The 26,450-nt window shown below is 62.3% G+C and carries 23 protein-coding genes, 1 tRNA gene and 1 other RNA gene; 14 read left to right on the forward strand and 11 right to left on the reverse strand.

Features of this window, described 5'->3' with window-relative positions; genetic code table 11:
• Positions 1-93 precede the first annotated feature (93 nt).
• The 3 genes from lipB to E3T38_RS11035 are packed head-to-tail and all read left to right on the forward strand — an operon-like array spanning position 94 to position 2,515.
• Positions 94-774, forward strand: coding sequence for a lipoyl(octanoyl) transferase LipB (gene lipB / locus E3T38_RS11025; RefSeq protein WP_134548241.1), 681 nt, complete (start codon positions 94-96; stop codon positions 772-774).
• On the forward strand, positions 771-1,760 hold the full coding sequence (lipA, locus tag E3T38_RS11030; protein ID WP_104129183.1) for a lipoyl synthase: 990 nt from the start codon (positions 771-773) through the stop codon (positions 1,758-1,760). The genes lipB and lipA overlap by 4 nt, the downstream gene beginning before the upstream one ends.
• 47 nt (positions 1,761-1,807) lie before the next feature.
• Positions 1,808-2,515 (forward strand): DUF4191 domain-containing protein, encoded by a 708-nt coding sequence (locus tag E3T38_RS11035; protein ID WP_104198073.1) that lies wholly within the window; start codon positions 1,808-1,810, stop codon positions 2,513-2,515.
• 63 nt (positions 2,516-2,578) lie between these two features.
• On the opposite strand, the gene E3T38_RS11040 is transcribed toward E3T38_RS11035, so the two are convergent.
• Entirely contained in the window at positions 2,579-3,007 is a 429-nt protein-coding gene (locus E3T38_RS11040; protein WP_134548242.1) for an RDD family protein, read from the reverse strand.
• Between the two features lie 144 nt (positions 3,008-3,151).
• On the opposite strand from E3T38_RS11040, the gene glnA reads away from it, so the two are divergent.
• A complete protein-coding gene (gene glnA, locus E3T38_RS11045; RefSeq protein WP_104198075.1) occupies positions 3,152-4,576 on the forward strand; it encodes a type I glutamate--ammonia ligase in 1,425 nt (474 codons plus the stop codon).
• Between the two features lie 107 nt (positions 4,577-4,683).
• On the opposite strand, the gene E3T38_RS11050 is transcribed toward glnA, so the two are convergent.
• Positions 4,684-7,779, reverse strand: coding sequence for a bifunctional [glutamine synthetase] adenylyltransferase/[glutamine synthetase]-adenylyl-L-tyrosine phosphorylase (locus E3T38_RS11050; protein ID WP_134548243.1), 3,096 nt, complete (start codon positions 7,777-7,779; stop codon positions 4,684-4,686).
• Between the two features lie 38 nt (positions 7,780-7,817).
• Positions 7,818-9,155: a glutamine synthetase family protein gene (locus tag E3T38_RS11055; protein WP_134548244.1), complete on the reverse strand. Its 1,338-nt coding sequence runs from the start codon at positions 9,153-9,155 to the stop codon at positions 7,818-7,820.
• A 115-nt stretch (positions 9,156-9,270) separates the two neighbouring features.
• Between E3T38_RS11055 and panB the strand changes: the two genes are divergently transcribed.
• Complete coding sequence (gene panB / locus E3T38_RS11060; RefSeq protein ID WP_134548245.1) at positions 9,271-10,149, forward strand: 3-methyl-2-oxobutanoate hydroxymethyltransferase; 879 nt, start codon at positions 9,271-9,273, stop codon at positions 10,147-10,149.
• A 14-nt stretch (positions 10,150-10,163) separates the two neighbouring features.
• Here panB and E3T38_RS11065 read toward each other — a convergent pair whose 3' ends face one another.
• Positions 10,164-10,352: an SPOR domain-containing protein gene (locus tag E3T38_RS11065; protein WP_134548246.1), complete on the reverse strand. Its 189-nt coding sequence runs from the start codon at positions 10,350-10,352 to the stop codon at positions 10,164-10,166.
• A gap of 12 nt (positions 10,353-10,364) precedes the next feature.
• On the opposite strand from E3T38_RS11065, the gene map reads away from it, so the two are divergent.
• A complete protein-coding gene (gene map, locus E3T38_RS11070; RefSeq protein WP_104198080.1) occupies positions 10,365-11,228 on the forward strand; it encodes a type I methionyl aminopeptidase in 864 nt (287 codons plus the stop codon).
• Positions 11,229-11,259: 31 nt separating this feature from the next.
• Positions 11,260-12,018 (forward strand): polyphosphate--glucose phosphotransferase, encoded by a 759-nt coding sequence (gene ppgK / locus E3T38_RS11075; RefSeq protein WP_134548247.1) that lies wholly within the window; start codon positions 11,260-11,262, stop codon positions 12,016-12,018.
• Positions 12,019-12,101: 83 nt separating this feature from the next.
• Here the strand turns inward: ppgK and rnpB are convergent.
• The 6 genes from rnpB to E3T38_RS11105 all read right to left on the reverse strand — a co-directional run bounded on the left by rnpB (position 12,102) and on the right by E3T38_RS11105 (position 15,561).
• Positions 12,102-12,496: RNase P RNA component class A (rnpB, locus tag E3T38_RS11080), an RNA gene on the reverse strand.
• 47 nt (positions 12,497-12,543) lie between these two features.
• Positions 12,544-13,281 carry a zinc ribbon domain-containing protein gene (locus E3T38_RS11085; protein WP_134548248.1) on the reverse strand — a complete coding sequence of 246 codons (738 nt, stop codon included), beginning with the start codon at positions 13,279-13,281 and terminating at the stop codon, positions 12,544-12,546.
• A 72-nt stretch (positions 13,282-13,353) separates the two neighbouring features.
• Complete coding sequence (locus tag E3T38_RS11090; protein WP_134548249.1) at positions 13,354-14,172, reverse strand: Nif3-like dinuclear metal center hexameric protein; 819 nt, start codon at positions 14,170-14,172, stop codon at positions 13,354-13,356.
• An 80-nt stretch (positions 14,173-14,252) separates the two neighbouring features.
• Positions 14,253-14,588: a hypothetical protein gene (locus E3T38_RS11095; protein WP_104198084.1), complete on the reverse strand. Its 336-nt coding sequence runs from the start codon at positions 14,586-14,588 to the stop codon at positions 14,253-14,255.
• 361 nt (positions 14,589-14,949) lie between these two features.
• A tRNA-Val gene (locus E3T38_RS11100) sits at positions 14,950-15,022 on the reverse strand.
• A 68-nt stretch (positions 15,023-15,090) separates the two neighbouring features.
• Positions 15,091-15,561: a peroxiredoxin gene (locus E3T38_RS11105; protein WP_134548250.1), complete on the reverse strand. Its 471-nt coding sequence runs from the start codon at positions 15,559-15,561 to the stop codon at positions 15,091-15,093.
• Between the two features lie 277 nt (positions 15,562-15,838).
• Here E3T38_RS11105 and aceE point away from each other — a divergent pair, with 277 nt between their 5' ends.
• The 7 genes from aceE to E3T38_RS11140 all read left to right on the forward strand — a co-directional run bounded on the left by aceE (position 15,839) and on the right by E3T38_RS11140 (position 25,170).
• Positions 15,839-18,565, forward strand: a complete 2,727-nt coding sequence (gene aceE, locus E3T38_RS11110) for a pyruvate dehydrogenase (acetyl-transferring), homodimeric type (RefSeq protein ID WP_134548251.1) — start codon at positions 15,839-15,841, stop codon at positions 18,563-18,565.
• A 6-nt stretch (positions 18,566-18,571) separates the two neighbouring features.
• Positions 18,572-19,774, forward strand: a complete 1,203-nt coding sequence (locus E3T38_RS11115; RefSeq protein WP_134548252.1) for a CdaR family transcriptional regulator — start codon at positions 18,572-18,574, stop codon at positions 19,772-19,774.
• A 182-nt stretch (positions 19,775-19,956) separates the two neighbouring features.
• Positions 19,957-21,444: an amino acid permease gene (locus tag E3T38_RS11120; protein WP_134548253.1), complete on the forward strand. Its 1,488-nt coding sequence runs from the start codon at positions 19,957-19,959 to the stop codon at positions 21,442-21,444.
• A gap of 135 nt (positions 21,445-21,579) precedes the next feature.
• Complete coding sequence (locus tag E3T38_RS11125) at positions 21,580-22,500, forward strand: ACP S-malonyltransferase (protein ID WP_134548254.1); 921 nt, start codon at positions 21,580-21,582, stop codon at positions 22,498-22,500.
• Positions 22,501-22,517: 17 nt separating this feature from the next.
• Complete coding sequence (locus E3T38_RS11130) at positions 22,518-23,522, forward strand: beta-ketoacyl-ACP synthase III (RefSeq protein ID WP_134548255.1); 1,005 nt, start codon at positions 22,518-22,520, stop codon at positions 23,520-23,522.
• Between the two features lie 59 nt (positions 23,523-23,581).
• Positions 23,582-23,830 carry an acyl carrier protein gene (locus E3T38_RS11135; protein ID WP_104129202.1) on the forward strand — a complete coding sequence of 83 codons (249 nt, stop codon included), beginning with the start codon at positions 23,582-23,584 and terminating at the stop codon, positions 23,828-23,830.
• 104 nt (positions 23,831-23,934) lie between these two features.
• A complete protein-coding gene (locus E3T38_RS11140) occupies positions 23,935-25,170 on the forward strand; it encodes a beta-ketoacyl synthase (protein WP_134548256.1) in 1,236 nt (411 codons plus the stop codon).
• A gap of 151 nt (positions 25,171-25,321) precedes the next feature.
• Here E3T38_RS11140 and E3T38_RS11145 read toward each other — a convergent pair whose 3' ends face one another.
• Positions 25,322-25,843 (reverse strand): DUF3145 domain-containing protein, encoded by a 522-nt coding sequence (locus tag E3T38_RS11145; protein ID WP_241984418.1) that lies wholly within the window; start codon positions 25,841-25,843, stop codon positions 25,322-25,324.
• Positions 25,844-26,450: the final 607 nt, after the last annotated feature.

The following is a 26,450-nucleotide window of genomic DNA, read 5'->3' on the forward strand; positions in this document are numbered from 1 at the left end:
CCGTTGTGGAGGAGTCGAAAAATCCGCGCGGTGACCGCGCGCTTGCTGTATTCGTTGCACGCAGATTTGCCACGGCACCCCTAGACTGGGCGGATGCTCGACTTTGTCGTCGCGGGGCTAAGCGCCAACTCCGTGCCGTATGTTGAGGGCCTTGAGCTCCAACGCGCAGTCCATCGTTCTGTCGTCGCCCGTGAGCGACCAGACACCGTCCTCCTGCTGGAGCATCCCGCCGTGTATACGGCCGGAAAACGCACGCTTCCTGAGGAACGCCCCGACGACGATACGCCGGTGATCGACGTCGACCGGGGTGGCAAGATTACCTGGCACGGACCTGGCCAACTGGTCGGGTATCCCATTGTGCACTTGCACGAACCCGTCGACGTCGTCGGCTATGTTCGGTCCCTCGAAGCCATACTGATTGAGGTTCTGATCGAGTTCGGCATCGACGCCGTGCGGGTGGCCGGACGCTCGGGCGTTTGGGTCGGCGAGGCTGGCCATGAAGACAAGATCGCTGCCATCGGTATTCGCGTCGCCCAGGGTGTCACAATGCACGGTTTCGCACTCAACTGCAGCAACTCACTGGAAGCCTATTCGCGCATCATCGCCTGTGGCATTCGCGATGCCGGTGTGACCACCATGTCGCGAGTGCTGGGACGCACGGTCGACCCGGGCGAGTTGATTGACCCCATCACGGCCGCATTTCGACGTTCGGTAAGTGTGAACCCAGCCCAAACGACCTCCGCCAGCCTCGACAACGTCAGGACGAACGCATGAGCGCAGTACCCGAAGGCCGCAAATTGTTGCGATTGGAAATTCGCAACGCGGAGACACCAATTGAACGCAAGCCCTCCTGGATCAAGACGGTCGCCAAAATGGGGCCGGAGTATCAGAAACTGCAAAGCTTGGTCAAGAGCGAGAATTTGCATACCGTGTGCCAGGAAGCGGGATGCCCGAACATCTTTGAGTGTTGGGAAGACCGGGAAGCGACCTTTTTGATCGGTGGCTCACAATGCACCAGACGGTGTGATTTCTGCCAGATCGATACTGGAAAACCGGCCGACTACGACGTCGACGAACCACGCCGCGTCGGCGAATCCGTTGTCACGATGAACCTGCGCTATGCCACCGTGACCGGCGTTGCCCGCGACGATCTGCCCGATGAGGGGGCCTGGCTCTACGCCGAGACGATTCGACAGATTCACCAGCAGAGCCCTGGCACCGGTGTTGAGATTCTCGTGCCGGACTTCTCCGGCAATCCGGAACACCTCGCTCAGGTGTTTGATGCCAAACCGGAGGTCTTCGCCCACAACGTGGAAACCGTGCCACGCATCTTCAAGCGAATCCGCCCGGCGTTTCGGTATGACCGGTCGCTCGACGTGCTCACGCAGGGACGCAATGCTGGCCTGATCACAAAATCCAACCTCATCCTCGGTATGGGAGAGGAACGCGCTGAAATCACCCAGGCGCTCCACGACCTGCATGAGGCCGGTACCGACATCATCACCATTACGCAGTACCTGCGCCCGAGCGCCCGGCATCTGCCGGTCGCTCGCTGGGTACGCCCAGAGGAGTTCGTCGAGCTTAACGAGGAAGCCAAAGAGATCGGCTTTCTCGGCGTGCTCTCGGGGCCGCTCGTGCGCTCTTCTTATCGCGCCGGTCGACTATGGGCCCAGTCCATGGTCGCGACCGGTCGCGAGATCCCCGCCGAACTGCGCCAGCTGGCGGATGCTCAGCTCGGGTTCGCCCAAGCCGTGTCGTGATCGAATGCGGTCATGCGGCATTCGAGTGACTGGGTAGTCTTATACCCATGGCACGCAGCAAGGAAAAGACCCCCAAAAAACCAAAACAGCCCGGCCGCTTGAAGCAAATGTGGCAGGTTTTCCAGATGACGAGGCGCTACGACTCGAACATCGTTTGGATTCTGGTTTTGGCCTTCCTCATACCCGTTCTGATCAGCCTGGCCCTGGCCCTGTTGATTCCCGGCAGCAACGTCTTCACGATGGTGCTGTGGATCATTGCCGGTGTGCTTGCCGGCATTCTGGCGATGCTGATCATTCTCGGCCGACGCGCGGAAAAGGCTGCGTATTCGCAGATTGAGGGTCAGCCCGGCGCTGTTGGGGCCGTGTTGCGGAGCTCACTGAAACGGGGGTGGGTCGGCAGCGAGATGCCGGTAGCCGTCAACGGTAAGACGCAGGATGCGGTTTATCGCGCCGTCGGCCGCGGCGGTGTCGTGTTGATCAGTGAGGGTCCGAAAACCCGAACTGCCCGCATGCTGGATGAAGAAAAGCGCAAGATCGTGCGCATTGGCGGAAATGTGGGCGTAACCGTGATCTCCGTTGGTCCCGACGAGGATGCCGTGCCGCTGCACAAGCTCGCGCGTCGTCTGACTCGGATCAAGCCCGTTCTGACCAAGGCCGAGGTTCTCGCCGTCAATAACCGTCTGAACTCCATGGGTACGAAATTGCCTATCCCCAAGGGCGTCGACCCGATGAAAGCCCGTCCGCAGCGCGGCTAATCCCACACAGATCAAGCGAAGGGCCAGATGCAACTGCATCTGGCCCTTCGCCATTCCACCGGGTTACCGGCGGATGAGCACCGTTCCCGCGATCTTGTCATGGAAGCCACGCTGGTCCGAATCCCAGACGAGGGCGGGGATCGCAAGTCCGAGGAGCACCGATCGCACAACGGGACGCCACAATCCAACCCATCCGCCGTGGATGGAGATGATCCGTAGTCCCACCAGGCGATGACCGACACTGGCACCGATCGTGGGAATGAAAACGATCTGCAAAACAACGAAGATGATCAGGTTCGCGGCCGGGTCGTAGTTGAAGAAGATCCGCGAAACGCCGATGGCGATCGCCCAGTCAATGGCGAAGCCGAACACCCGTCGCCACGGGCGGCCAACAGAACTGGGCCCGACCCGCGGTAATCCGAGCCGCTCCCCCGGCCACTTACTGGGCGGAAGCTGACCAAAAGTATTCGGGCGGGAGCTGGAGTCTGGCACCCAATGAGTCTACCGAGAGGCCATCCCTGTAACATGGGTGAAACATAAGCGTCACGGAGAAGTAACGCGGCGATACTAATCTCAGGGGAGCCGATGTGTCCGATTCGGCCGTTTCTACGCCCCCGTCGTCTGGAGTTAGTCCGCATGTTCCGCGATTCGTCCGAAGTGCTCAAATTCATCAAAGAAAATGACGTCAAGTTTCTCGACATCCGTTTCACCGATCTTCCCGGTGTGCAGCAGCACTTCAACATTCCGGCATCCACGGTCGATGAGGAGTTCTTCACCGTTGGCCAAATGTTCGATGGTTCGTCCATCCGCGGTTTTGCGTCGATCCACGAATCGGACATGCAGCTCATTCCCGACGTGTCGACCGCGTACCTGGACCCGTTCCGCACCGAGAAGACGCTCATCATGCTCTTCGACATCTACAACCCGCGTAACGGTGAGATCTACTCCAAGGACCCGCGCCAGGTAGCTAAGAAGGCCGAGAAATACCTCGCCTCCACGGGTATTGGCGACACTGCGTTTTTCGGTTCCGAAGCGGAGTTCTACATCTTCGACGATGTGCGCTACGAAGTGAACCAGCACACGAGTTTTTACTCCGTTGACTCCGGCGAAGGCGCCTGGAATTCCGGAAAGAAAGAAGAAGGCGGAAACCTCGCCAACAAGACACCGTTCAAGGGCGGATACTTTCCGGTCAGCCCGGTCGACCAGCACGTCGACATGCGCGACGATATCTGCCTGAAGTTGATCGAAGCGGGTCTCATCCTCGAACGCAGCCACCACGAGGTGGGCACCGGCGGCCAGGGCGAGATCAACTACAGATTCGACACGATGGTTCACGCCGCCGATGACCTGCTGAAATTCAAGTACATCGTCAAGAACACCGCGCACGACTGGGGCAAGACCGCAACGTTCATGCCCAAGCCGCTGTTCGGCGACAACGGCTCCGGTATGCACACGCACCAATCACTGTGGGCCGATGGCAAGCCGTTGTTCTACGATGAGGCCGGCTATGGCGGACTCTCCGACGTGGCTCGCTGGTATATCGGAGGCCTGCTCAAGCACGCCCCGGCCGTGCTCGCATTCACGAACCCCACGGTCAACTCCTACCACCGGCTCGTTCCCGGATTCGAGGCCCCGGTCAACCTGGTCTACTCGGCTGGCAACCGCTCGGCGTCGATCCGCATTCCGATCACCGGAACCAACCCGAAGGCCAAGCGCCTCGAGTTTCGCGCTCCCGATGCATCCGGCAACCCGTATCTCGCCTTTGCCGCGCAGCTCATGGCTGGACTCGACGGCATCAAGAACCGTATTGAGCCGCACGAGCCCGTCGACAAGGATCTTTACGAGCTGCCGCCCGAGGAAGCCAAGAACATTCCCCAGGTTCCAGCCTCGCTGGAGGAAGCCCTGCAGGCCCTCGAAGCAGATCACGACTTTCTGCTCGCCGGAAACGTGTTCACTCCCGAACTGATTGAAACCTGGATCGAGTACAAGCGCGAAAACGAGATCAAGCCGCTCGCCCAGCGTCCGCACCCGTTCGAGTTCGAACTGTACTACGGGGTGTAAACCGCACCGCACTGAGGTCACCCGGCTCTTGGAAAGGGACCGCATCTTTGGATGCGGTCCCTTTTATATTGCTGAGTGAACTGGGTGGGTCAGCCTGGTGTTGATCGTCAGCCGGCGTTCGGCCCGGGACGTTCGACGGGGCCGTAGAACAGGCGCTCGAATACGGCGCGGGAACGTCGGGTCACAGCGAGGTAGTCGTCCTCCAGCTGGTTACCCGACCCCGGCGGGTACTCCATAACCCGGGCGATGCCCTCGAGGGCGGCGCGATCAGTCGGCAACACATTCGAGGTATGGTTCGTCCAGAGGGTGATGGCCGAGCGAGCGCGCGACGCAAAGACCCACGCGCTGCGTAGCACCGCCGCATCCGCTGCCGGTATCAATGCGGCGCTGACTGCTTCCTCCAATGCCGACAGAGTGGACGTCGTGCGAAGCGCCGGAATCGCCGCGCCGTGCTGCAGCTGGAGCAGCTGAACCAACCATTCCACGTCACTGAGCGAGCCACGCCCCAATTTCAGGTGCCGGTTCGGGTCGGCGCCCTGCGGGAGGCGCTCGTTCTCGACCCGAGCCTTGATGCGACGAACCTCCCGCACAGCCTGCTCGCTAATGGCTGCGGGGTACCGTACGTCGTCGGCGACGGCCTCGAAGTCTCGTAGCAACGCACCATCGCCGGCGACACCCCGACCGCGCAGAAGCGCCTGAGCTTCCCAGGTGAGTGACCAACGGCGATAGTACGCCTGATAGGAGTCGAGCGAACGCACGACCGGCCCGTTGCTGCCTTCCGGACGTAATCCGATGTCCAGATCGAGCGGCAAACGCCCGTCTTCGGTGAGCCGATTGAGTTCACGCACGATATACCGGGCACGGTCGTTGGCCGCTTCGCCGTCGAGACTACCAGCACGGAATACGTACATGACGTCGGCATCGGAACCGAAACCGAGCTCGGCACCGCCGAACCGCCCCATGCCGATCACACCGAATTCAATTCCGTCGCCGCCCGACGTGCTGTCGTCAGAACCATCAGGACCGCCCCGAACAATCAGGTCTCCCCCACGTATAGCAGCGATGACGCCCTGAATATAGGTCGCGTTAATGTCCGTCAGGCCCTGGCCCAGCTGGTCGAGATCGATCTGACCGAGAAGGGCTGCGAATGCCAGTCGCAGCATCTCACGGCGCCGTGCCGCGCGCAGAATAGTCGCGGCAGCATCCGAGCTTTCATGCCGGCCGAGGACCGCTCGGGTTTCGTCTTGGAGTGCTCTGAGCGGTCGAGGCTGCAGGTCGGCTTCGTCTTCGAGCCACGCCACCGCTTCGGGGATCTTCTCCAGGAGCTCGCCGATAAAACGACTCCCGGACAACACCCTGGTGAGGCGCTCGGCGGCACCCGAGGAGTCACGCAACATGCGCAGGAACCAATAGGTCGAACCGAGGTTGTCGCTCAGGCGCCGAAAGACCAGAAAGCCGTAGTCCGGGTCTGCCCCCTGCGACAGCCACTGCAGGAGGACGGGGAGGAGGTGCCGCTGAATCGCTGCGCGCCGGGATACTCCGCCGGAGAGAGCGGCGATGTGGGCCAGAGCGCCCTTAGCGTTCAGAAAGCCAATCGCCGCCAGACGAGCTTCGGCCTGTGCACTGGTCAGGTTCAGCCCATCGGCCGGCAGCGACGCCACCGCCGATAGCAGGGGACGGTAGAAAAGGCGCTCGTGCAGGCCGCGCACCCTTTGTTTGGTCTCCGACCAGCGGGCGGTGAGTCCGGCAGCACTGGTGGCCAGACCGCTCGAACGGGCCAGCACCCGCAGATTTGCCTCGTCGCGCGGCACCAGGTGGGTACGGCGAAGTTTTTGAAGCTGCAGCCGATGTTCCATCAGGCGCAGAGAGCGATAGTCCTGAGCGAACTCGGTGGCTTCGGCTCGACCCACATACCCGGCGGTCGCCAGGGCGGCCAGCGCCGGGAGGGTGCCAGTCTGTCGAACGGCAGGGTCGGTCTGGCCATGAACAAGCTGAAGCAGCTGCACCGTGAACTCGATATCGCGCAGTCCGCCTGGCCCGAGCTTGAGCTGAATATCAACCTCGTCGTCGGGGATATTGTCGGTGACGCGCTCCCGCATACGCTGTACCGATTCGACGAAATTCTCGCGGCCGGCGCTGCTCCAGACCTTGGGTGTGACCGCATCCATGTAACGGGCTCCGAGTTCGCGGTCACCGGCCAGCGTGCGGGCCTTGAGTAGCGCCTGAAACTCCCAACTCTTGGCCCAACGGTCATAGTAGGCGAGATGGGATTCGATCGAGCGTACGAGGGCTCCGCTCTTGCCTTCCGGACGCAGGTTGGGGTCGACCTCCCACAGCTCTGGTTCAATGCCGGATTCGCCCAGGCCGCGCATGATGAGCACGGCAAGGCGGGTCGCGATCTCGACAGCCCGAGAACTTTCCAGACCGGCTGATTCGTCGCCGTCCGCGACGAAGATAACGTCGACGTCGCTCACGTAGTTGAGTTCGCTCGCCCCGGCCTTGCCCATGCCGATAATGGCCAGGCGCGTTGCGCGCACCTGGTCGGCAGCAAAGACAGCGCGCCCGGCCGTGTCGCCGCTGCACATGGTGCGGGCAACCGCTAACGCGGCTTCGAGCGCCGCCGTGGCGAGATCGGACAGGGTACGGGCGATGCCGTCGAGCCCGGCAACGGGGTCGGCCTGTTCGAGGTCGAAGGCGGCCAGCTGCGCCAAGCGGCGACGGTAGCGCACCCTGAGAGCGATCCACGCTGCATCATCGACCAGGCGGGAGAATCCCTCGGTCGCGCCGACAGAGTCCAACAGGTCGCGGACCAGCTCGTCGACGCTCGGCAGCACCGTTAACGGCGTGACCAGAACCGTCAGTTCCACCGGATGCCGGAGGAAGAATTCGGTGATTCCGCTGGACGCTCCGACGACTTTCAGCAGCCGCCCGGTCGCAGCCGGCGACTGGAGCAGTTCGAATAGTTCAGGCGAACCCTGCCGCAGCAGGGCGACCAACGCGATCAGCGCGGCATCCGGGCTTGCCGTTGCCGTGAGCAGCGGCAACAAGACCCGAGTATCGGTCAACCGGCCAGCTGAACCGGTGGCTCGGTGCGGGCTGCTCGCACCGAGCTGGGCAATCTCGTCGAGCCGAACACGTACGTCGGCAAGGTCAACGAAACCTACCCGAACGAGTTCGGTCAGGGTCAAGTGCAAACGCTCCATCGCGGGCGATTCCTTCGATCAGCGACACCACTGGCGAGTTAGAGCATCTCCAGGTTTTTTTGAAGTTCGAACGGGGTGACCTGTGACCGGTAGTCCCGCCACTCCTGCCGCTTGTTGAGCAGAACATAATTGAAGACCTGTTCGCCCAGCGTCTCCGCGACGAGCTCGGACTCCTCCATGAATTGAATAGCATGATCGAGGCTGGCCGGCAGCTGCGTGTATCCGAGCGCACGACGCTCGGTGTCGCTGAGGCTCCACACATTGTCTTCGGCCTCCGGCGGCAACTCGTAGCCCTCCTCGATACCCTTGAGGCCGGCGGCCAGCATGAGGGAATAGGCGAGGTAGGGGTTGGCCGCGGAGTCGATCGCTCGATATTCAACACGGGCACTCTGGCCCTTGTTCGGCTTGTACAGCGGTACGCGCACCAGCGCTGAGCGATTGTTATGACCCCAGCAAACGAAGCTCGGAGCCTCATCGCCACCCCACAGCCGCTTGTACGAGTTCACGAATTGATTGGTCACCGCGGTGATCTCGGGGGCGTGCTTGAGCAGGCCGGCGATGAACTGGCGGCCGATCTTGGAGAGCTGGTATTTGGCACCGGCCTCGTAGAACGCGTTTGCGTCACCCTCGAACAGCGACATGTGCGTGTGCATGCCCGATCCGGGATGCTCCGACATGGGCTTGGGCATGAACGTCGCATACACGCCCTGCTCGATCGCGACTTCCTTGACCACCGTACGGAAGGTCATGATGTTGTCCGCGGTCGTCAGAGCGTCGGCATAGCGCAGGTCGATTTCGTTCTGGCCGGGACCCGCCTCGTGGTGGCTGAATTCAACGGAAATTCCGAGATCTTCGAGCATGCGCACCGAGCGGCGTCGGAAATCGTGGGCGGTTCCACCGGGAACGTTGTCGAAGTAGCCGGCCGAGTCGACCGGAGTCGGACCGTTCTTGCCATACTTCGACGACTTGAGCAGGTAGAACTCCACCTCGGGGTGGGTGTAGAACGTGAAGCCACGGTCGGCCGCTTTGGCCAGGGTGCGCTTGAGCACGTTGCGGGGGTCCGCGACGGCGGGCTGGCCGTCGGGTGTGGTGATGTCGCAGAACATGCGGGCGGTGGGATCGACTTCCCCGCGCCAGGGCAGAATCTGAAACGTGGTGGGATCCGGGTGAGCCAGGACATCCGCTTCAAAGGAGCGGGTGAGGCCCTCGATGGCGGAACCGTCGAACCCGAGGCCTTCGTTGAACGCGCCCTCGACCTCGGCGGGTGCAATGGCCACCGATTTGAGGGTACCGACGACGTCGGTGAACCAAAGCCGAATGAACTTGATTCCTCGCTCCTCGATGGTTCGAAGAACGAAGTCGCGCTGCTTGTCCATTCACGCTCTTTCTGATTGCTCCAACGGGGACGCACCTAAATAGCTACCGTCCTCAATACCTGCTGTCTAGGCTACTGGCTCCGAGCATGATTGCTCGCCTGACTACACTTGTTGCATGCCAGAGTTGACAGCACCAGAGCCCGATCCGGCGGGCGCCGATGCCGCCGTGCAGCATCCCTATAGCGCGGTTTCCGGGCCCAAGCGGGTACGCACGCGGCACTTTCAGAACGCGAAGGCCCAGGGGATCCCCATTACGGGCCTGACGAGCTACGACATGCTCACTGCCCAAATTTTTGATGCGGCCGGAATCGATTTTCTCCTGGTGGGCGATTCAGCCGGCAACAACGTCTTCGGGTACGAGACCACTCTCCCCGTCACGGTTGACGAGCTCATCCCTCTGACCCGTGCTGTTGCTCGAGCAGTGACCCGTGCCTTCGTCGTGGCCGATATGCCGTTCGGTTCGTACGAGAGCGGCGCTGATCAGGCCCTCTCGACCGCCGTGCGGTTTATGAAAGAGGCCCAGGCGCACGCGGTGAAACTCGAGGGCGGCCAGCGCAGCCATAAACAGATCAGGCGCATCGTCTCGGCTGGCATCCCCGTGATGGGCCATGTGGGATTCACTCCGCAAAGCGAACACGGCTTGGGTGGCCATATCATTCAGGGTCGTGGAGACGCCGCCGAGACACTCATCGCGGACGCCCTCGCCGTTCAGGACGCCGGCGCCTTCGCCGTTGTCCTGGAGATGGTACCGGCGTCCGTCGCCGCCCTCGTCACGGAGCGACTGTCGATCCCGACTATCGGGGTCGGGGCGGGGCCATCCGTTGACGGGCAGCTGCTCGTGTGGACGGACTTTGCTGGCATGACCAGTGGTCGAGTACCGAAGTTCGTGCGTCAGTACGCCGACGTTCGAGCGGTGCTGACGGATGCTGTGCAGCGGTTCACCGCTGACGTTGCCTCTGGGGCGTACCCGGCAACAGAGCACAGCTACGAGTAGAGCGCGCTCAACGGTTAGCGGGCGTCCCGAGCGTCGTCTTCCGACCACTTGGCGCTGTTGGCGCGCAGTTTCTCCAGAGCATGAACTGCCTCGTCCCGGGTAGCGAATGGCCCCACCCGATCCAGCGATGGCGACTGAAAACCGTGCTCCACTTCGCCCGTGCGCATGTTGTACCAGAATGCGTGTTCTTTGTCGTCGGCCATAAGCTTGATCCTATGCCTAAGGATTCCATCGGTCACCTCATCCCGGGAACGGTGTCATCGACCCGTTCCGTCCCATCACACATCGTTCGTCCGGAGTACGTGGGCAAGAAGGGGCCGAGCCCCTTCACCGGCTCTGACGTCTATTCGACCGAAAAGATCGAGCTTATTCGTCACTCCGGCCGCATCGCCGCTGAGGCGATTGCCGCTGTCGGTCGAGCCATCGTTCCCGGCGTCACCACCGAGCAACTGGACCAGATCGGTCATGACTACCTGGTGGCCAACGATGCCTACCCTTCGACCCTGGGCTACCGCGGCTACCCCAAATCACTGTGCAGTTCGGTGAATGAGGTCATTTGCCATGGAATCCCCGATAACACGGTGCTCGACAATGGTGACATCGTCAACATTGACATCACGGCGTACAAGAACGGCGTGCACGGCGACACCAACGTCACGTTCATTGTGGGCGAAGCCACCGAGGAGGTGACGCTATTGGTCGAACGAACCAGGGAGGCGCTCGCGCGCGGCATCAAAGCCGTTGCCCCCGGGCGCCAGGTCAATGTGATCGGTCGCACCATCGCCTCCTACGCCAAGCGGTTCAACTACGGCGTTGTGCGCGACTATACGGGGCACGGCGTTGGTGAAGCCTTTCACTCCGGCCTCATCATCCCGCACTACGACGCACCGCAGTTCGACACGGTCATGGAGGTCGGCATGGTCTTCACCATCGAGCCGATGCTCACCCTGGGAACCAGCGACTGGGACATCTGGAGCGATGACTGGACGGTTCTCACCCGCGACCGTAGCATGACAGCTCAATTCGAACACACACTCGTAGTGACCGAGCGCGGCGCTGAGATCCTGACCTTAGCCTGAACCGGTTTTCGAATAGATAGAGGATCAACACATGACTGCAACGACGGCCATTGGAATCGACATCGGCGGCACGGGAATCAAGGGGGCGGTGGTCGACCTGGCCACCGGTGAGCTTTTGACCGACCGGGTGAAGTTGCCCACGCCCAAAGGGGGGCGCCCGCAGGACATCGTCGAGACAACCCGCACCCTGCTCTCCACCGTCTCGAAAGGCGTCGGCGACCTTCCGGTCGGCGTGTGTTTTCCCGCCGTCGTCAAGAACGGTCACACCATGTCAGCGGCGAACGTATCGTCGAAGTGGATTGGCCTTGCCGCTGAAGCCCTGTTCGAAAAGGGCCTCAGCCTGCCGATTCACTTCGTCAACGACGCAGATGCTGCCGGTTACGCTGAAGCACAGTTCGGTGCGGCCAAGGGTGTTGCTGGCGTTGTGCTGTTGACCACGCTCGGTACCGGGATCGGTTCAGCGCTGCTGAATGACGGCGTGCTGGTGCCCAACACGGAACTGGGCCACCTGCAGATCGACGGGCATGACTACGAGACGCGCGCGGCTTACTCCGCCAAGGAACGTGACGATCTCAGCTGGGAAACGTGGGCCGCACGCTTGCAGAAGTATTACTCAACGCTTGAACGGCTCTTCTCCCCCGACCTGTTCATCGTCGGAGGTGGGGTCTCCAAGCACCATGAGAACTTTCTGCCGTTGCTCAATCTGAAGACGCGCATCATCCCCGCTGTCCACCGCAACAACGCCGGAATTCTTGGTGCGGCGGCTTTGGCTGCCCGCTTTCCGGGCTAGTCCGACAGCGCTACCCGACCCGGGCAGGTCCGCGTCGCTGCAGCCCGCCCGGGTGGGCGCCGGGTTTGTCGGTACGGTGGGGTGGAATGGGCCGGCTAGTACGCCGGGTTCTGTCCAGGTGTTCACACACCGTCGACGGCCATCTATCTCGTGACTACGTTGCCGCAGCCCTCTAGCGGTCTACCCGAAAGCTCGGCGAGCAGCCTTAGCGCTTTCTGTCTGACCTTGCTCCGGACGAGGTTTACCGAGCCGACCAGGTCACCCTGGCCTCTGGTGGTCTCTTACACCACCGTTTCACCCTTACCACCACACCCGACCCGAAGGCGGGGCGCAAATGGCGGTTTACTTTCTGTGGCACTGTCTCGCGGGTTACCCCGGGTGGGTGTTACCCACCATCCTGCTCTGTGGAGCCCGGACGTTCCTCGGCATCCGTGAGATCCGAAGATCCAACAAATGACGCGACCGTCTTGCCGACCCATTCCGAAGATTGAGTCTACCGGGCGCACGGCCCACCGCGAACCGTTATTAGATTCCGGACTCTTCGGTGCGTACCAGCACGGCACCGCAGTCGGGGCAGAAGATGACCTCGTCGGCGGGCGCCTGGCGAACGTCGGCGAGGTCGCTCCCCGTGATGGTCATTGTGCAGCCGCTGCAGGTACGGGCTCGGAGCAGCGCAGCGGCGTTGCCGTGGCCGGAGATACGCAACCGCTCGTAGAGGGTCGCGAGGTCATCAGGAATGGTGGCGGCCACGGCGGCTCGGTCGCGGGTCAGTTCGCCGAGCTGGCGCGTGAGGTCATGGAGCACCTCGTCGCGCGCGGACTCGGTCGCGCTCACGCGCTCGGCGATGGCATCGCGTTCCTGTGCCACGACGGCGACGGCCGCTTCATGCTCTTCCTGACGCTCCAACACGGCGATCTCGATCTCTTCGAGGTCGAACAGACGTTTTTTGAGCGAGGCGATTTCGGAGTCGAGAGCCTGGATATCCTTGACCGACGAAGTGTGCTGAAGGCGGTCGGTGTCGCGACTGATGCGCTTCTCAACAACCTCGACGTCGCTCTCGATGCGTCCCAGTTCGGTGCGCACGTCGTCTAGTTCGCCCGTTCGCCCGAGCAGCTTCATGCGGCTGGCTTCCGCTTCGCGATTGAGCGCGGCCAGTTCGGCGTGCGCCGCGAGCGACTTTGACTGGTGGCTGATCTGAAGAACCTTGATATCCAGAGCTTGAAGCCGCAGAAGTTCCTTCTGCTGGAGTGGTGATGCCTTCACGATGTCCTGACCTAACGCTAAAAATGAGATGTGGTTCGAAAAGATAGGGAGAATGGGAGGTTAGTGCACGATTCAATGCACAACGGCGAAATCCCAGGGATCGGTGTTCAGCTCACTCACCGTGACAGTGGTCCCGGGGAGGGCAGCTCGTAGCTGCACGGCAGCTGGTTCCAGCCAGAGCCATTCGCTGGCCCAGTGCGACACGTCCATCAGGGCGGGGCCGCCAGCGCAGAGCGCTTGCTCTCGCGCTTCGGAGGCAGGGTGATGACGCAGGTCGGAGGTGATGTAAACATCCGCTGTGATTACTCTGGGGTGGCGCAGCAGCGAATCGCCTGCGCCGCCACACAACGCGATGGTGGTGACCGCTGCGGCATAATCGCCCGCGACACGCACGCCGGACGCCGTAGCCGGCAGTAGTGCCAGCATGGTGTGCGCGAGGTGTCCCAGCGTCGTTGGCTGGGTCAAATGTCCCACGCGACCAATGCCGGTGCCGGGGGCAATGCTCTCGGAAATGGGGATCACATCAGCCAGCTTCAGGTGCGTGGCAATAATGTCGGACACGCCGTCTGCGACAACGTCAGCGTTCGTATGCGCGGCCAGCAATGCGCAGTCGGCACGAATGAGCCGGCTGAGCAACGCACCCTTGTAGCGATCTTCGGCGACGCTTGTGACGCCGTGCAAGAGCAGCGGATGGTGCGTCAGCAGCACGTCAGCCTCGGCCTGGATGGCCTCGTCGACGGTTTGGGATGTGGCATCAACCGCGAGGTGGATCCGGCGCACCGGTCGCAACGGATTTCCGCTGACCAAGCCCGGCCGATCCCAGTCTTCAGCACCGTCGAGGGGCCACAGGGTATGGGCGACTCGAGTAAAGTCGGCTAGCGAGAATGGCACTAGTTCAGCCTACTGGGCGACCGGCGCTGGAGCTTCGTGGGACACGGAGCAACCCGATGCTCCAGGTTCGACGAAAAGGCTCAGTAGTCGAATTCGTCGAACTGCGCAGCAGCCGATTCTTCCCGGGTCCAGGCGGCAGGGATCATGGCCCCGGTCTGGGCTTTGCGGTGCAGAAAATCGGTGGTCTCCGGTTCAACCAGCTCCGGCGACAGGCCGTCGGCCGTGACGCTCACCAGCTGGCTCGACGAACCGATCAGGAACTGGGCCCGCAGCAGACTTCCGTTATCGCCCATCACCGGGATATCGACGACATCCACCTGCCGGCGGTTGCAGAGCGCCTCCGCGTAGAGAAGGACCGCATCAGCGAGATCGCTGCCGGTTATTACTGAACCGCCAGGATGAAATATGCGTTTCATGATCGCCCCTCGAAAGCTCGCGGAAAATTCGCCTACGTCCAAGGTCCAGGGTCGCGCTGACAGTATATGCCCGGTCTACCCCAATGGGATGGAATTTTAGCTATCTCGCATGTTCAAACGTTGAGGAACGCCCCAGGTGCGCTGAGCGCATGCTGTAATTCCCGACGAACGATATCGCACTCGCGTATGGCGCGCTCCTGCGTGATGCCAAGAGTTACGAGGTCAGCACGCGCCTGGGCGGTGGTGGTATCTCCGGCTCAGCCCTCGGTGCGAACCCGGAACGCGCCAGGCGACGTGCTCGCGTACATCGCCTTCCACCCGCTGGGTCGTGCTGGCAGATGGTGGCTAAGTCTGCTGAATGTGGGCCCTACCGGGCTCGAACCGATGACATCCACGGTGTAAACGTGGCGCTCTACCAACTGAGCTAAAGGCCCCGATGTCTCACTGTTCGGGTGTGTTCAGTATAGGTCAGTGTCGACGCAGGTTTGACGACCCGGAGGGTTCACAGTACGGGCGCGAGCTGTTCGAGGGCAGCCCGGTAGGCGTCAATCGAACGCGCCTCGCCCGGTGCGGTGATAAAACTGGCCCGAATGATACCGCTTGAGTCGATCAAGAAAGTCGCACGATTGGCGAACCCTTTCTCCTCGAGAAAGACGCCATATTCCTTCGCGACCGCGCCATGGGGCCAGAAATCAGCGACCAAGTCAAACGTATATTTTTCCTGCTCACCGAACGCGCGCAGGGCGTGTCGAGAGTCGACCGAAATGCCGATCAGCTCGACGCCGCCGTCTTGGAACAGTGCAAGGTTGTCGCGCAATTCACAGAGCTCTCCGCTGCAGATTCCGGAGAATGCCAATGGAAAGAAAACGAGCGCTACTGATTTCATTCCTCGGTACTGACTGAGTTGCACGCTCTCACCGAACTGGTTGATGAGTTTGAAATCAGGTGCCTGAGTATCGTTTTCGAGAGCCATTAATGCTCCTTTCCTGGTGCGTCGTTGACGCACGGATTGGCCGGTGACACACTCTAGCCCGGCAACGTGCGTGGGTTCACAGACCGCCCCGCTTGCCCGGGTGAGTTTTCGGCCGTTGGCACCTCCGTACGCGGACATCGAGTGAGATCTGTAGGCTTATGTGGTGCCACCGGTTGCAATCCAACCTGCTTACTTACGGCACGTGCCCTCGTGGTGGCAGAGATTGCCCCCGCCCTCGGGACACCATCGCTGCATAACCCCCAGAGAGAGGTCGACTGTGACGGTCAACGACCAGGACCCGTACTCGACGAACAACGCCGACTCCGATCCGGAGGAAACGGCGGAGTGGTCGCAATCCCTCGATTCGCTCGTTGCGGAACACGGCCACGAGCGCGGCCGCGAGATCATGTTGAGCCTTTTGAAGCGTTCGAAAGAGCTTCATCTGGGCGTTCCCATGGTTCCGACGACGGACTACATCAACACCATCGCCCCGGAGAACGAACCCGACTTTCCGGGTGACGAAGATATTGAGCGTCGCTACCGGGCGTGGATTCGCTGGAACGCTGCCGTTCTGGTGCACCGCGCGCAGCGCCCGGGCATTGCCGTGGGTGGCCACATCTCCACCTACGCGTCCTCCGCTGCCTTGTATGAAGTTGGTTTCAACCACTTCTTTCGCGGTCAGGACCACCCGGGCGGTGGTGACCAGATTTTCATTCAGGGCCACGCCTCCCCCGGCACCTACGCGCGCGCCTTCCTCGAAGGCCGGCTGACCGAGAACCAGCTCGACGGTTTCCGTCAGGAAAAATCGCACGCCCCCGATGGCATCTCGTCATATCCGCACCCGCGCCTCATGCCGGAATTCTGGCAGTTCCCCACCGTCTCCATGGGTCTCGGCCCGATTAATGCGATCTATCAGGCGCAGCTCAACCGCTACCTGACCAACCGGGGTATCAAAGATGCCAGCGACCAGCAGGTCTGGGCATTCCTCGGCGACGGTGAAATGGACGAGGTGGAAAGCCGCGGCCAGCTGCAGGTTGCCGCTAACGAGGGCCTCGACAACCTCAACTTTGTCATCAACTGCAATCTTCAGCGCCTTGACGGCCCGGTGCGGGGTAACGGCAAGATCATCCAGGAGCTCGAAAGCTTCTTCCGTGGTGCTGGCTGGAACGTCATCAAGGTGGTCTGGGGCCGGGAGTGGGACAGCCTCCTCAAGAACGACGTAGACGGCGCCCTGATCAACCTGATGAACGTCACGCCCGATGGTGATTACCAGACGTACAAGGCCGAAAGCGGCGCCTACGTGCGCGAGAATTTCTTCGGCCGTGACCCGCGTGCGCTGAAGCTCGTCGAGCACCTCAGCGACGACGAGGTCTGGAACCTCAAGCGCGGTGGACACGACTACCGCAAGGTCTATGCCGCGTTCAAGGCCGCTTCGGAGCACACCGGCCAGCCGACCGTCATCCTCGCGAAAACGGTCAAGGGCTACGGCCTCGGTCCGAGCTTCGAGGGCCGCAACGCGACCCACCAGATGAAGAAGATGACCCTCGACAACCTCAAGTCGTTCCGTGACAGCATGCACGTACCGATCACGGATGCCCAGCTCGAGGAAAACCCCTACCTGCCGCCCTACTACACCCCCGGCGACAAGGACGAGGCGATCGAGTACATGCACGAGCGTCGGCGTGCGCTCGGCGGCTACCTGCCGGAGCGACGCACCACTCACACCAAGCTCAACCTGCCCGGCGATGAAACCTACGCCGTCGCCAAGAAGGGGTCGGGAACCCAGGAGATCGCCACGACCATGGCGTTCGTGCGACTGCTCAAGGAGCTGTTGCGCGCCAAGGACTTTGGAAATCGCATCGTTCCGATCATTCCCGACGAAGCTCGCACCTTCGGCATCGACGCGTTCTTCCCCAACGCGAAGATCTACAACCCCAACGGCCAGCACTACACCTCGGTCGACCACGCCCAGCTGCTCGCCTACAAGGAGAGCCCGCAGGGCCAGATTCTGCACGTCGGCATCAACGAGGCTGGCGCCGCCGCTGCTTTCACCAATGTGGGCACGTCGTATTCCACGCAGGGTGAACCGCTCATTCCGGTCTACGTGTTCTACTCCATGTTCGGTTTCCAGCGCACCGGCGACGCTTTGTGGGCCGCCGGAGACCAGATGAGCCGCGGGTTCATCGTCGGTGCCACTGCCGGGCGCACGACGCTGACCGGGGAAGGTCTGCAGCACGCCGACGGTCACTCGCCGCTGCTGGCATCGACCAACCCGGCCGTCGTCTCCTACGACCCGGCATACGGGTACGAGATCGGCCACATCGTGCGCGCCGGACTCGAGCGCATGTACGGCGGCACCCACACTGACCCGAACGTCATGTACTACGTCACGGTCTACAACGAGCCGGCCGTACAACCGGTCGAGCCCGCCGATGTCGATGTGGACGGCATCCTGCACGGTATTCACCGGGTTAGCGCATCCGGTGTCGCCGGACCGAAGGCGCAGTTGCTCGCCTCCGGCGTCTCCGTACCGTGGGCACTGGAAGCTGCGCAGCTGCTCGCCGATGACTGGGGTGTCTCGGCCGACGTCTGGTCGGTCACCTCGTGGACCGAACTGCGCCGCAATGGTCTCGCCGCTGAGGAGCACAACTTCCTCAATCCCGACGATGAGCCCCGTATCCCGTATGTCACCACGAAGCTCCAAGGCGCTGCCGGTCCCTTCGTCGCCGTGTCCGACTTCATGCACGCCGTTCCAGATCAGATTCGGCAGTTTGTTCCGGGCGACTTCGCGACACTCGGTGCCGACAGCTTCGGTTTCTCGGACACACGTCCGGCGGCACGCCGATTCTTCAAGATCGACGGTCCGTCTATGGTTGTGCGCACCCTGGAGCTGCTGGCTCGTCGCGGCGAAGTAGACCGTAGCCTCGCGGGCCAGGCGATCGCCAAGTACCGCCTGCACGATGTGAGCGCGGGCACCACCGGCTCTGCCGGGGGCGAGAGCTAAGAAACCGTGGCACCGGCGCCCAAAACGAAAGAACAGACTCTCAACTGGTTACGCACCATCTCTGGTGAACTGTCGACTCAGACGCTCAAACGACTCGAAGACACGCTGTCCTGGTATGGCGACATGCCACCAGGGCGGCGGTCGGCCGTCGGCCTGGTCGCCCAGGCCGGGATCACGAGTTTCATCTCCTGGTTCGACGATCCACGGTCAACGCCGTGGATCGCCGCGGACGTCTTCGGTGCTGCCCCTCGAGAGTTGCTGCGCTCGGTGAGTCTGCAGCAGACGCTGCAACTGATCCGCGTGACGGTTGAGGTCGTCGAGGAGCGCGTCAAGGACGGCGGCGAGGCCCTCCGCGAGGCTATTCTGCTCTATTCGCGAGAGATCGCCTTCGGAGCAGCAGATGTCTACGCTCGGGCTGCCGAGGCACGCGGACTCTGGGACGCGCGGCTTGAAGCTCTCGTCGTTGATTCCATTCTCAGCGGTGAATATGACGACGAACTGCCCAGCCGGATCGCCGCCTTGGGTTGGCACGGCCACGGCGAAGTGTGCGTCCTGGTCGGCACTACCCCGCAGATGCTCGACGTCGACCAGTTGCGCCGGGCCGCCCGGCACATGGCCGCCGACGTACTCATCGGCGTACAGGGAAACCGCCTCGTGCTCGTGATCGGTCGCGCACGCCCCGCCCCGGCGGACAGCGACGACGTCGGCACGGCCGCAGCCCTCACTTTTATGGAGATCGCCATGCAGTTAGAGCCGATCTTCGGCCCTGGGCACCTAGTGCTGGGCCACGAGGTTCCCAACCTTGTGGACGCATCAAAGAGTGCCAAGGCGGCGCTGGCGGGTTTCGCCGTCGCTCGCTCATGGCGCAACGCTCCACGGCCAGTGCAGGCCGACGATCTGCTCCCCGAACGTGCCCTGGCCGGTGATCCGCTCGCTCGGGCCACACTCATTCATCGCATCTATCGGCCCCTGCAAGCGCACTCCACCGAGCTGCTCACCACTCTGTGGTGCTACCTCGACAACGGCCGTTCGCTGGAGGCAACCGCGCGTGAACTATTCGTGCATCCCAACACCGTGCGGTACCGCCTGAAACGAGTGTCTGAAGTCATCGGCTACGACGCCACGGGAGCCCGCGAGGCGCTCATTTTGCAGTCCGCCCTGATCATCGGTTCGATCAGCGACCACGATGGGTCGAGCCGCCGCCGCTAATGAAGGTCCTGAATTTCATGGCGCGGGGGATACAGTGCGATTCGGTCGTCACCTCGTCGTGACGTTCCTCTCAGCTTCAGAAACGACTTGGTGGGCGTCGTCGCTACACCGGCAGCCGTTGCCATGGCCGTGACTTGTCTCGCGGGAGATGAGAACTGCCCTATTCAGACTTGGAGCGTGTCATGCCGCCATTCCCGAAATCCGCGACCGAAGGTGCTGCGAAACCGACTGGAGCCGCCAGTGTCGCTCCACAAGGCAGCGAACTGACACGCAGCCTCAAACCCCGTCACCTCTCGATGATCGCGATCGCGGGAGTAATCGGAGCCGGCCTGTTCGTGGGTTCCGGAGTGGCGATCCAGCAAGCCGGCCCCGGAATTCTTGTGGCCTACGCCGCCGCGGGCCTCGTAGTCATTCTGGTAATGCGGATGCTCGGCGAAATGGCGGCGGCGAGCCCGGAGACCGGGTCGTTCTCGGCCTACGCCGACCGGGCTCTCGGCCGCTGGGCCGGGTTCAGCATCGGCTGGCTCTATGCCTGGTTTTGGATCATCGTCCTCGGGATCGAGGCAACCGCGGGCGCGGCGATCGTGCATCGTTGGGTACCCGAGGTCGATCAATGGGTATGGGCTCTTTTGCTCATGGTGCTACTCACCCTCACAAACGTGGCCTCGGTGAAATCGTTTGGGGAGTTTGAATTTTGGTTCGCTTCCATCAAGGTGGCGGCCATTGTGGTCTTCCTGGTGCTGGGCATTGTGGCCATCCTCGGCTTCATGCCCGGTGTGTCTGCGCCCGGCCTCGACAACCTCATTGATCGCGGCGGATTCTTTCCCAACGGTGCGGGAGCGGTACTCGGTGGAGTGCTCGTGGTCGTCTTCTCCTTCTTCGGCGCCGAGATTGCGACCATCGCCGCGGGGGAATCGCAAAACCCCGTGGCCGCTGTTCGTCAGGCCGTGAGGTCTACCGTGTGGCGAATCCTGATCTTCTACATCGGCTCGATCGCTATTGTCGTCACCCTGCTGCCCTGGGACAGTGCCTCCGTAGCGAAGAGTCCGTATGTGGCGGCCATCGAGCTTTACGGGATTCCCGGTGCAGGCACGATCATGGACGTGATCGTGCTCACTTCCGTGCTGTCCTGCCTCAACTCTGGCCTCTACACCGCGAGCCGAATGTTATTTTCGCTCTCCACCCGCGGCGACGCTCCCCGTTCCTGGGGAAAGATCTCGGCCCGTGGGGTGCCGCGCAGCGCCGTGCTCGCTTCGACCATCGTTGGGTTTGTGACCGTCGGTCTCAACTACCTTGCCCCAGACACCGTATTCCTATTCCTGGTGAACACCTCCGGCGCCATCGCCTTGTTCGTCTGGCTCGTGATTGCGGCTTCGCAGCTGATCCTGCGTCGCCGCATGGGACCGGATGCCGCCAGGGCGCTCTCGCTCAAAATGTGGTTGTTCCCGTACCTCACCTGGTTCGCCATTCTCAGCATCCTCGCCCTGCTTGTGGGCATGTTGATCATCCCGGCAACGCGCGAGTCGCTCGCGCTGTCCCTCCTGCTGGCGGGGCTGCTCGTGGGCGTAGGTCTGTGGCGGTACCGGGGTGGGCGTGGAGCGAGCGGCGTAGCCGACGCCCAAACGACGGCCGGCGCGGCGCATTCTGAATCGGCCCACGACCGGGAATGATCCCGCCATCGATCACGAGCTGAGAAATCGAAATCCCTCCCCGAGGGCTCAGCCTGCAGGAATCTACAAAGGTTTTAGAAATACTTAGTGCCATCTGTACATTCATTTCCGGGCCCCGATTGGAAGACTAAGTAAGTGATCGTTGTCGTCTGCCCGGGTCAGGGCTCCCAAACTCCCGGATTCCTCGAACCCTGGCTGGCTCTGCCTGCCTTCGATGCCGGCTTACGGCAAATCTCGAGCGACGTCGACCTAGACCTCGTCACCCACGGCACGGTCAGCGACGCCGATACCATCCGCGACACGGCGATTGCCCAGCCCCTCATCGTCGCCGCAGGCATCCTGACGCTTGAAGCACTGCTCACGGATGGTCGCCGAGACCGCGTTGCCGGGATCGCCGGGCACTCGGTCGGAGAACTCACTGCCGCCGCGGGCGCCGGCATCCTGAAAACCGCCGATGCGGTGCGATTCGTTCGAGAGCGTGGCATGGCAATGCAGGCCGCCGCCGCCCTCGTCCCCACCGGCATGAGCGCCGTGATCGGTGCAGACGAGACCGAATTGCTCACCCGGGTGGCCGAGCTCGGCCTCGAACCCGCCAACTTTAACGGCAGCGGTCAGATCGTCGTTGCCGGGGCACTCGACGCTCTCGCCGAACTCGCTGCGGCTCCCCCGCACCGCGCCCGAGTCATCCCGCTCCAGGTCGCCGGCGCATTCCATACGCGTTATATGCAACCGGCCGTCGAACGGATGACCGTGGTTGCCGGCTCGCTCAACCCCAACGACCCCACCCTCCCCATCTGGACCAATCGCGACGGAAGCCAGGTAGCCACGGGCATCCGCTTTCTGGACCTGCTCGTGGGTCAGGTGTCATCGCCGGTACGGTGGGACAGGTGCATGGAAGCTTTCGCCGCAGCGGGAGTCACCGGAATTATCGAGATCGCCCCCGCCGGGGCGCTCGTCGGTCTTGCAAAGCGAGCCCTCAAAGGCGTTCCTACCGTCGCCATCAAGACCCCGGACGACCTGCCCGCCGCCTGGGCCATGATCGACCAGCAGTCCTGAATCTGATAAGAGAGACAATGACCAAGCCAATACTGAAGCAGTCCCACGGGGCGCAGTACACCCGAATCCTCTCGATCGGCGCCGCCCGCGGCGACCTCGTCGTACCCAACGACGAACTCGTCGCAGCGATTGACTCCTCCGACGAGTGGATCCAGCAGCGCACCGGCATCATCACCCGCACGCGCGCCAGCCAGAACATCGAAGCTATCGACATGGCAACGGATGCCGCCCGCGAAGCCATCGAGAAAAGTGGCATTGACCCGGCGCTCATTGATGCCGTGATCGTCGCCACCATCAGCAACGGCCGCCAGACACCATCAATGGCCGCCGTTTTGGCCGACCGTGTTGGCAGCAATCCTGCCGCCGCTTATGACATCAATGCAGCCTGCGCCGGATACGCCTACGCCATCGCCCAAGCCGATGCGCTCATTCGCACGGGGGCTGCCCACTACGCCCTCGTCGTGGGCGCTGAGAAGCTTTCCGACCTCGTCGACCCGGGAGACCGCAGCATCTCATTCCTGCTCGGCGACGGTGCTGGCGCTGTCGTCATCGGCCCGAGTGACTATCCGGGCATCTCCACAACGGTGTGGGGATCGGATGGTTCCAAGGCAGACGCGATTCACATGAATCACACCCTGCAGGAGTACCGCCGCGGCGAGGCCGACTGGCCAACCCTGCGTCAGCAAGGGCAAACTGTCTTCCGTTGGGCCGTCTGGGACATGGCGAAGGTAGCCAAGAAAGCCCTCGAAGTAGCCGGGATCGAGAGCGCCGACCTCGCCGCGTTCATTCCCCACCAAGCCAACATGCGTATCATCGATGAGTTTGCCAAGCAGCTGAAGTTGCCGGAATCCGTCGTCATCGCCCGCGATGTCGCCACGACCGGTAACACGTCGTCGGCCTCAATCCCCCTCGCCACCCACCGCCTGCTCGAGGAACACCCAGAGCTCAGCGGCGGACTCGCGCTGCAGATCGGCTTCGGTGCCGGACTCGTGTTCGGTGCGCAAGTCGTTGTGCTGCCCTAACCTATCCACCCTCTAAACTAAGTCTCGGTCAACCGAGACACCCTCAAGGAGAAAACAACATGGCATTGTCCACCGCAGAAGTTCTGACCGGCCTGGCCGAGCTCATCAACGACGAGACCGGAATTGCAACCGACACGGTTGAGCTGGGCAAATCGTTCACGGACGACTTGGATATCGACTCCATCTCGATGATGACCATTGTCGTCAACGCAGAAGAGAAGTTCGACGTGAAAATCCCCGACGAAGAGGTCAAGAACCTCAAGACCGTCGGCGATGCCGTCGAGTTCATCGTGAAGGCACAGGACTAGACCCAAGACTGAACCGGGTCGGTCGGAAAACGGCCGACCTGTTCATTGGGCTGGTGCCACAACGCACCGGCCCACACGTTTGTCGTTCCATGGAGAGTTGACTTATGACCAAGAAAATCGTTATCACCGGAATCGGTGCCACCACGCCGCTGGGCGGCACGGCGGTCGACACCTGGACCGCCCTCCTGGCCGGCGAATCGGGTGCAACCACCCTCGAGCAGGCCTGGGTCGCTGAAACAGCGATCCCCGTAACTTTTGCAGCACAGGCACGCGTGAAAACCGTGGATGTTCTGCAGAAATTTGAGGTCAAGCGCCTTGACCCTTCCAGCCAATTCGCCCTGATCGCCGGACGCGAAGCCTGGGCCGATGCCGGCTCCCCCGAGGTCGAGCCTGAGCGGCTCGCCGTGGACTGGGCGACCGGGATCGGCGGAGTGTGGACCCTGCTGGATGCATGGGACACCCTGCGCGAACGCGGCCCGCGTCGCGTGCTGCCGATGACCGTGCCGATGCTCATGCCCAATGGTCCGGGGGCGGCCATTGGAATGGACCTGCACGCCCGTGCCGGCATCACCACGGTGGTTTCCGCGTGCGCGTCGAGCACCGAAGCGCTGATCAACGCGTACAATCGCCTGCAAGCCGGACTGGCCGACATTGTCATCGCCGGAGGCTCAGAGGCAGCCATCCACCCCCTGCCGATCGCGTCGTTTGCAGCGATGCACGCCTTGTCGACCCGGAACGACGACCCGGCTACCGCGAGCCGCCCGTACGATGTGACTCGCGACGGTTTCGTTCTCGGCGAGGGTGCAGCCGCCCTCGTCATCGAGACCGAGGAGCATGCAAAGGCGCGCGGCGCCCACATTTACGCCGAACTGCTCGGTGGCGTTGTCAACAGCGATGCGTACCACGTGACCGCGCCGGACCCCGAAGGATCGGCGGCCGCCCGCGCAATGCGCTCGACCATCGAGAACGCCGGAGGGACCCTCGCCGATGTCTCTCACATCAACGTCCACGCCACGAGCACCCCGGTTGGTGACATCGCCGAGTACAACGCGCTCAAGCGCGTGTTCGGCGATCTGCTCGACGGCATCCCGGTCTCGGCCACGAAGGCATCAACCGGCCACCTGCTCGGTGGCGCTGGCGCGCTCGAAGCCTTCTTCACGGTGAAGGCTCTCGACGAGCGCATCGCGCCGCCGACGATCAACCTCACGTCGCAGGATCCGGAGATTCCGCTTGATGTGGTCACCACACCGCGCGCCCTGCCGGCCGGAGACCTACTCGCGCTGAGCAACTCCTTCGGCTTCGGCGGTCACAATGCCGTTGTAGCGTTCCGGTCGATCTAAAAGTCCGGTAGAAGAGAATGACCCCGCCCGGGTGCGGGCGGGGTCATTTCTGTCAGGCGGGTCGCCTGACTTTGCGGGGTTGCCACCGGGAATGACGCCGATCGACGGGTGGCGCCGTAATGGGCGAACTGCACGCTTGAGAAGTGGCTGATCAGCCGACCTGGTGCAGCCAGACCACGGCATTCAGGTCGCTCGCCTGCCGAAACGGTTCAAGTTCGTCGTCCCAGGATTGCCCGAGGGCCAGGCGCAACTGCCGGTGCAGCTCGATGGCGTTAGCCCCCGCACTCTCCATGGCGGATCGAATGCGATCTTCCGGCACGACCACGTTACCCATGCTGTCGGTCTGAGCGTAGAAGATACCCAGCTCGGGCGTGTGCAACCAACGTCCGCCATCCAAACCTGGTCCAGCATCTTGGGTGACTTCAAAGCGCAGCTGTTCCCAGCCGCGGAGAGCGGATGCGAGCGCGGCGCCGGTACCCGGAGACCCTTCCCAGTAATATTCCGCCCGGTGGGATCCGGGCAGGGCTGGCTGCTCTGACCAATCGAAGTTGACAGCCTCCCCGAGTGCTCGACCGGCAGACCACTCAATATGAGGACAGACCGCTCGCGGAGAAGAGTGCACAAAAAGCATCCCCCGCGCAATCGGCGCCCGACGGTTCGGTACTGCATCCATCGTGTTTCTCCGTTCCTAGTAGGTTCGTCTTCCCCAACGACCTCGAAACGACCGCGCCTTAAACTCAGAGTTGAAGCACGATGGCGAATATTAAATTGTTCGGTAGCTGGATACCAGCGTTCCGATATCGTCATTATGCCCCAGCGACCTGCACATTCACAAGGACACCGATAGTGAACCCGCGCTGTATAAAGGCTCAGTTTCGTCGGCCCAGCGTGTACACCGCCACCAAAACGACGCGTCATAGCCGTTCAACGCCACACCGCGCGGGTCGAGCCCGCCATGACCGCCAGGTATGCGTAGGGTCAAAGATGAGTGGCCGATAGATCGACTCCGGTCGCGAGCGTCCAACCCTCCGGGTTCGAGCGAAATCTGTCGTGCGCTCCGTGCAGCGCCTACCAGATGTCGGCCTAGCGAGTACGTGCGTGCGTGCGATCGTGCTCAGACGCGAAATTTGTTTATTTTGGCAACTGGATGCGGCTGGGCCTGTTATCGCAGGTCCGGCCGCTTTTTTGCGCGCATTGTGCGCACATCGTCTGCCCCTGAACGGGGGTGAACCTGAGAAAGCCCCGAGTTCGATTGTGACATTGCCCATAGTGGGCAATGC

This window comes from Cryobacterium sp. Hb1 (assembly GCF_004403585.1).
GTDB lineage: Bacteria > Actinomycetota > Actinomycetes > Actinomycetales > Microbacteriaceae > Cryobacterium > Cryobacterium lyxosi.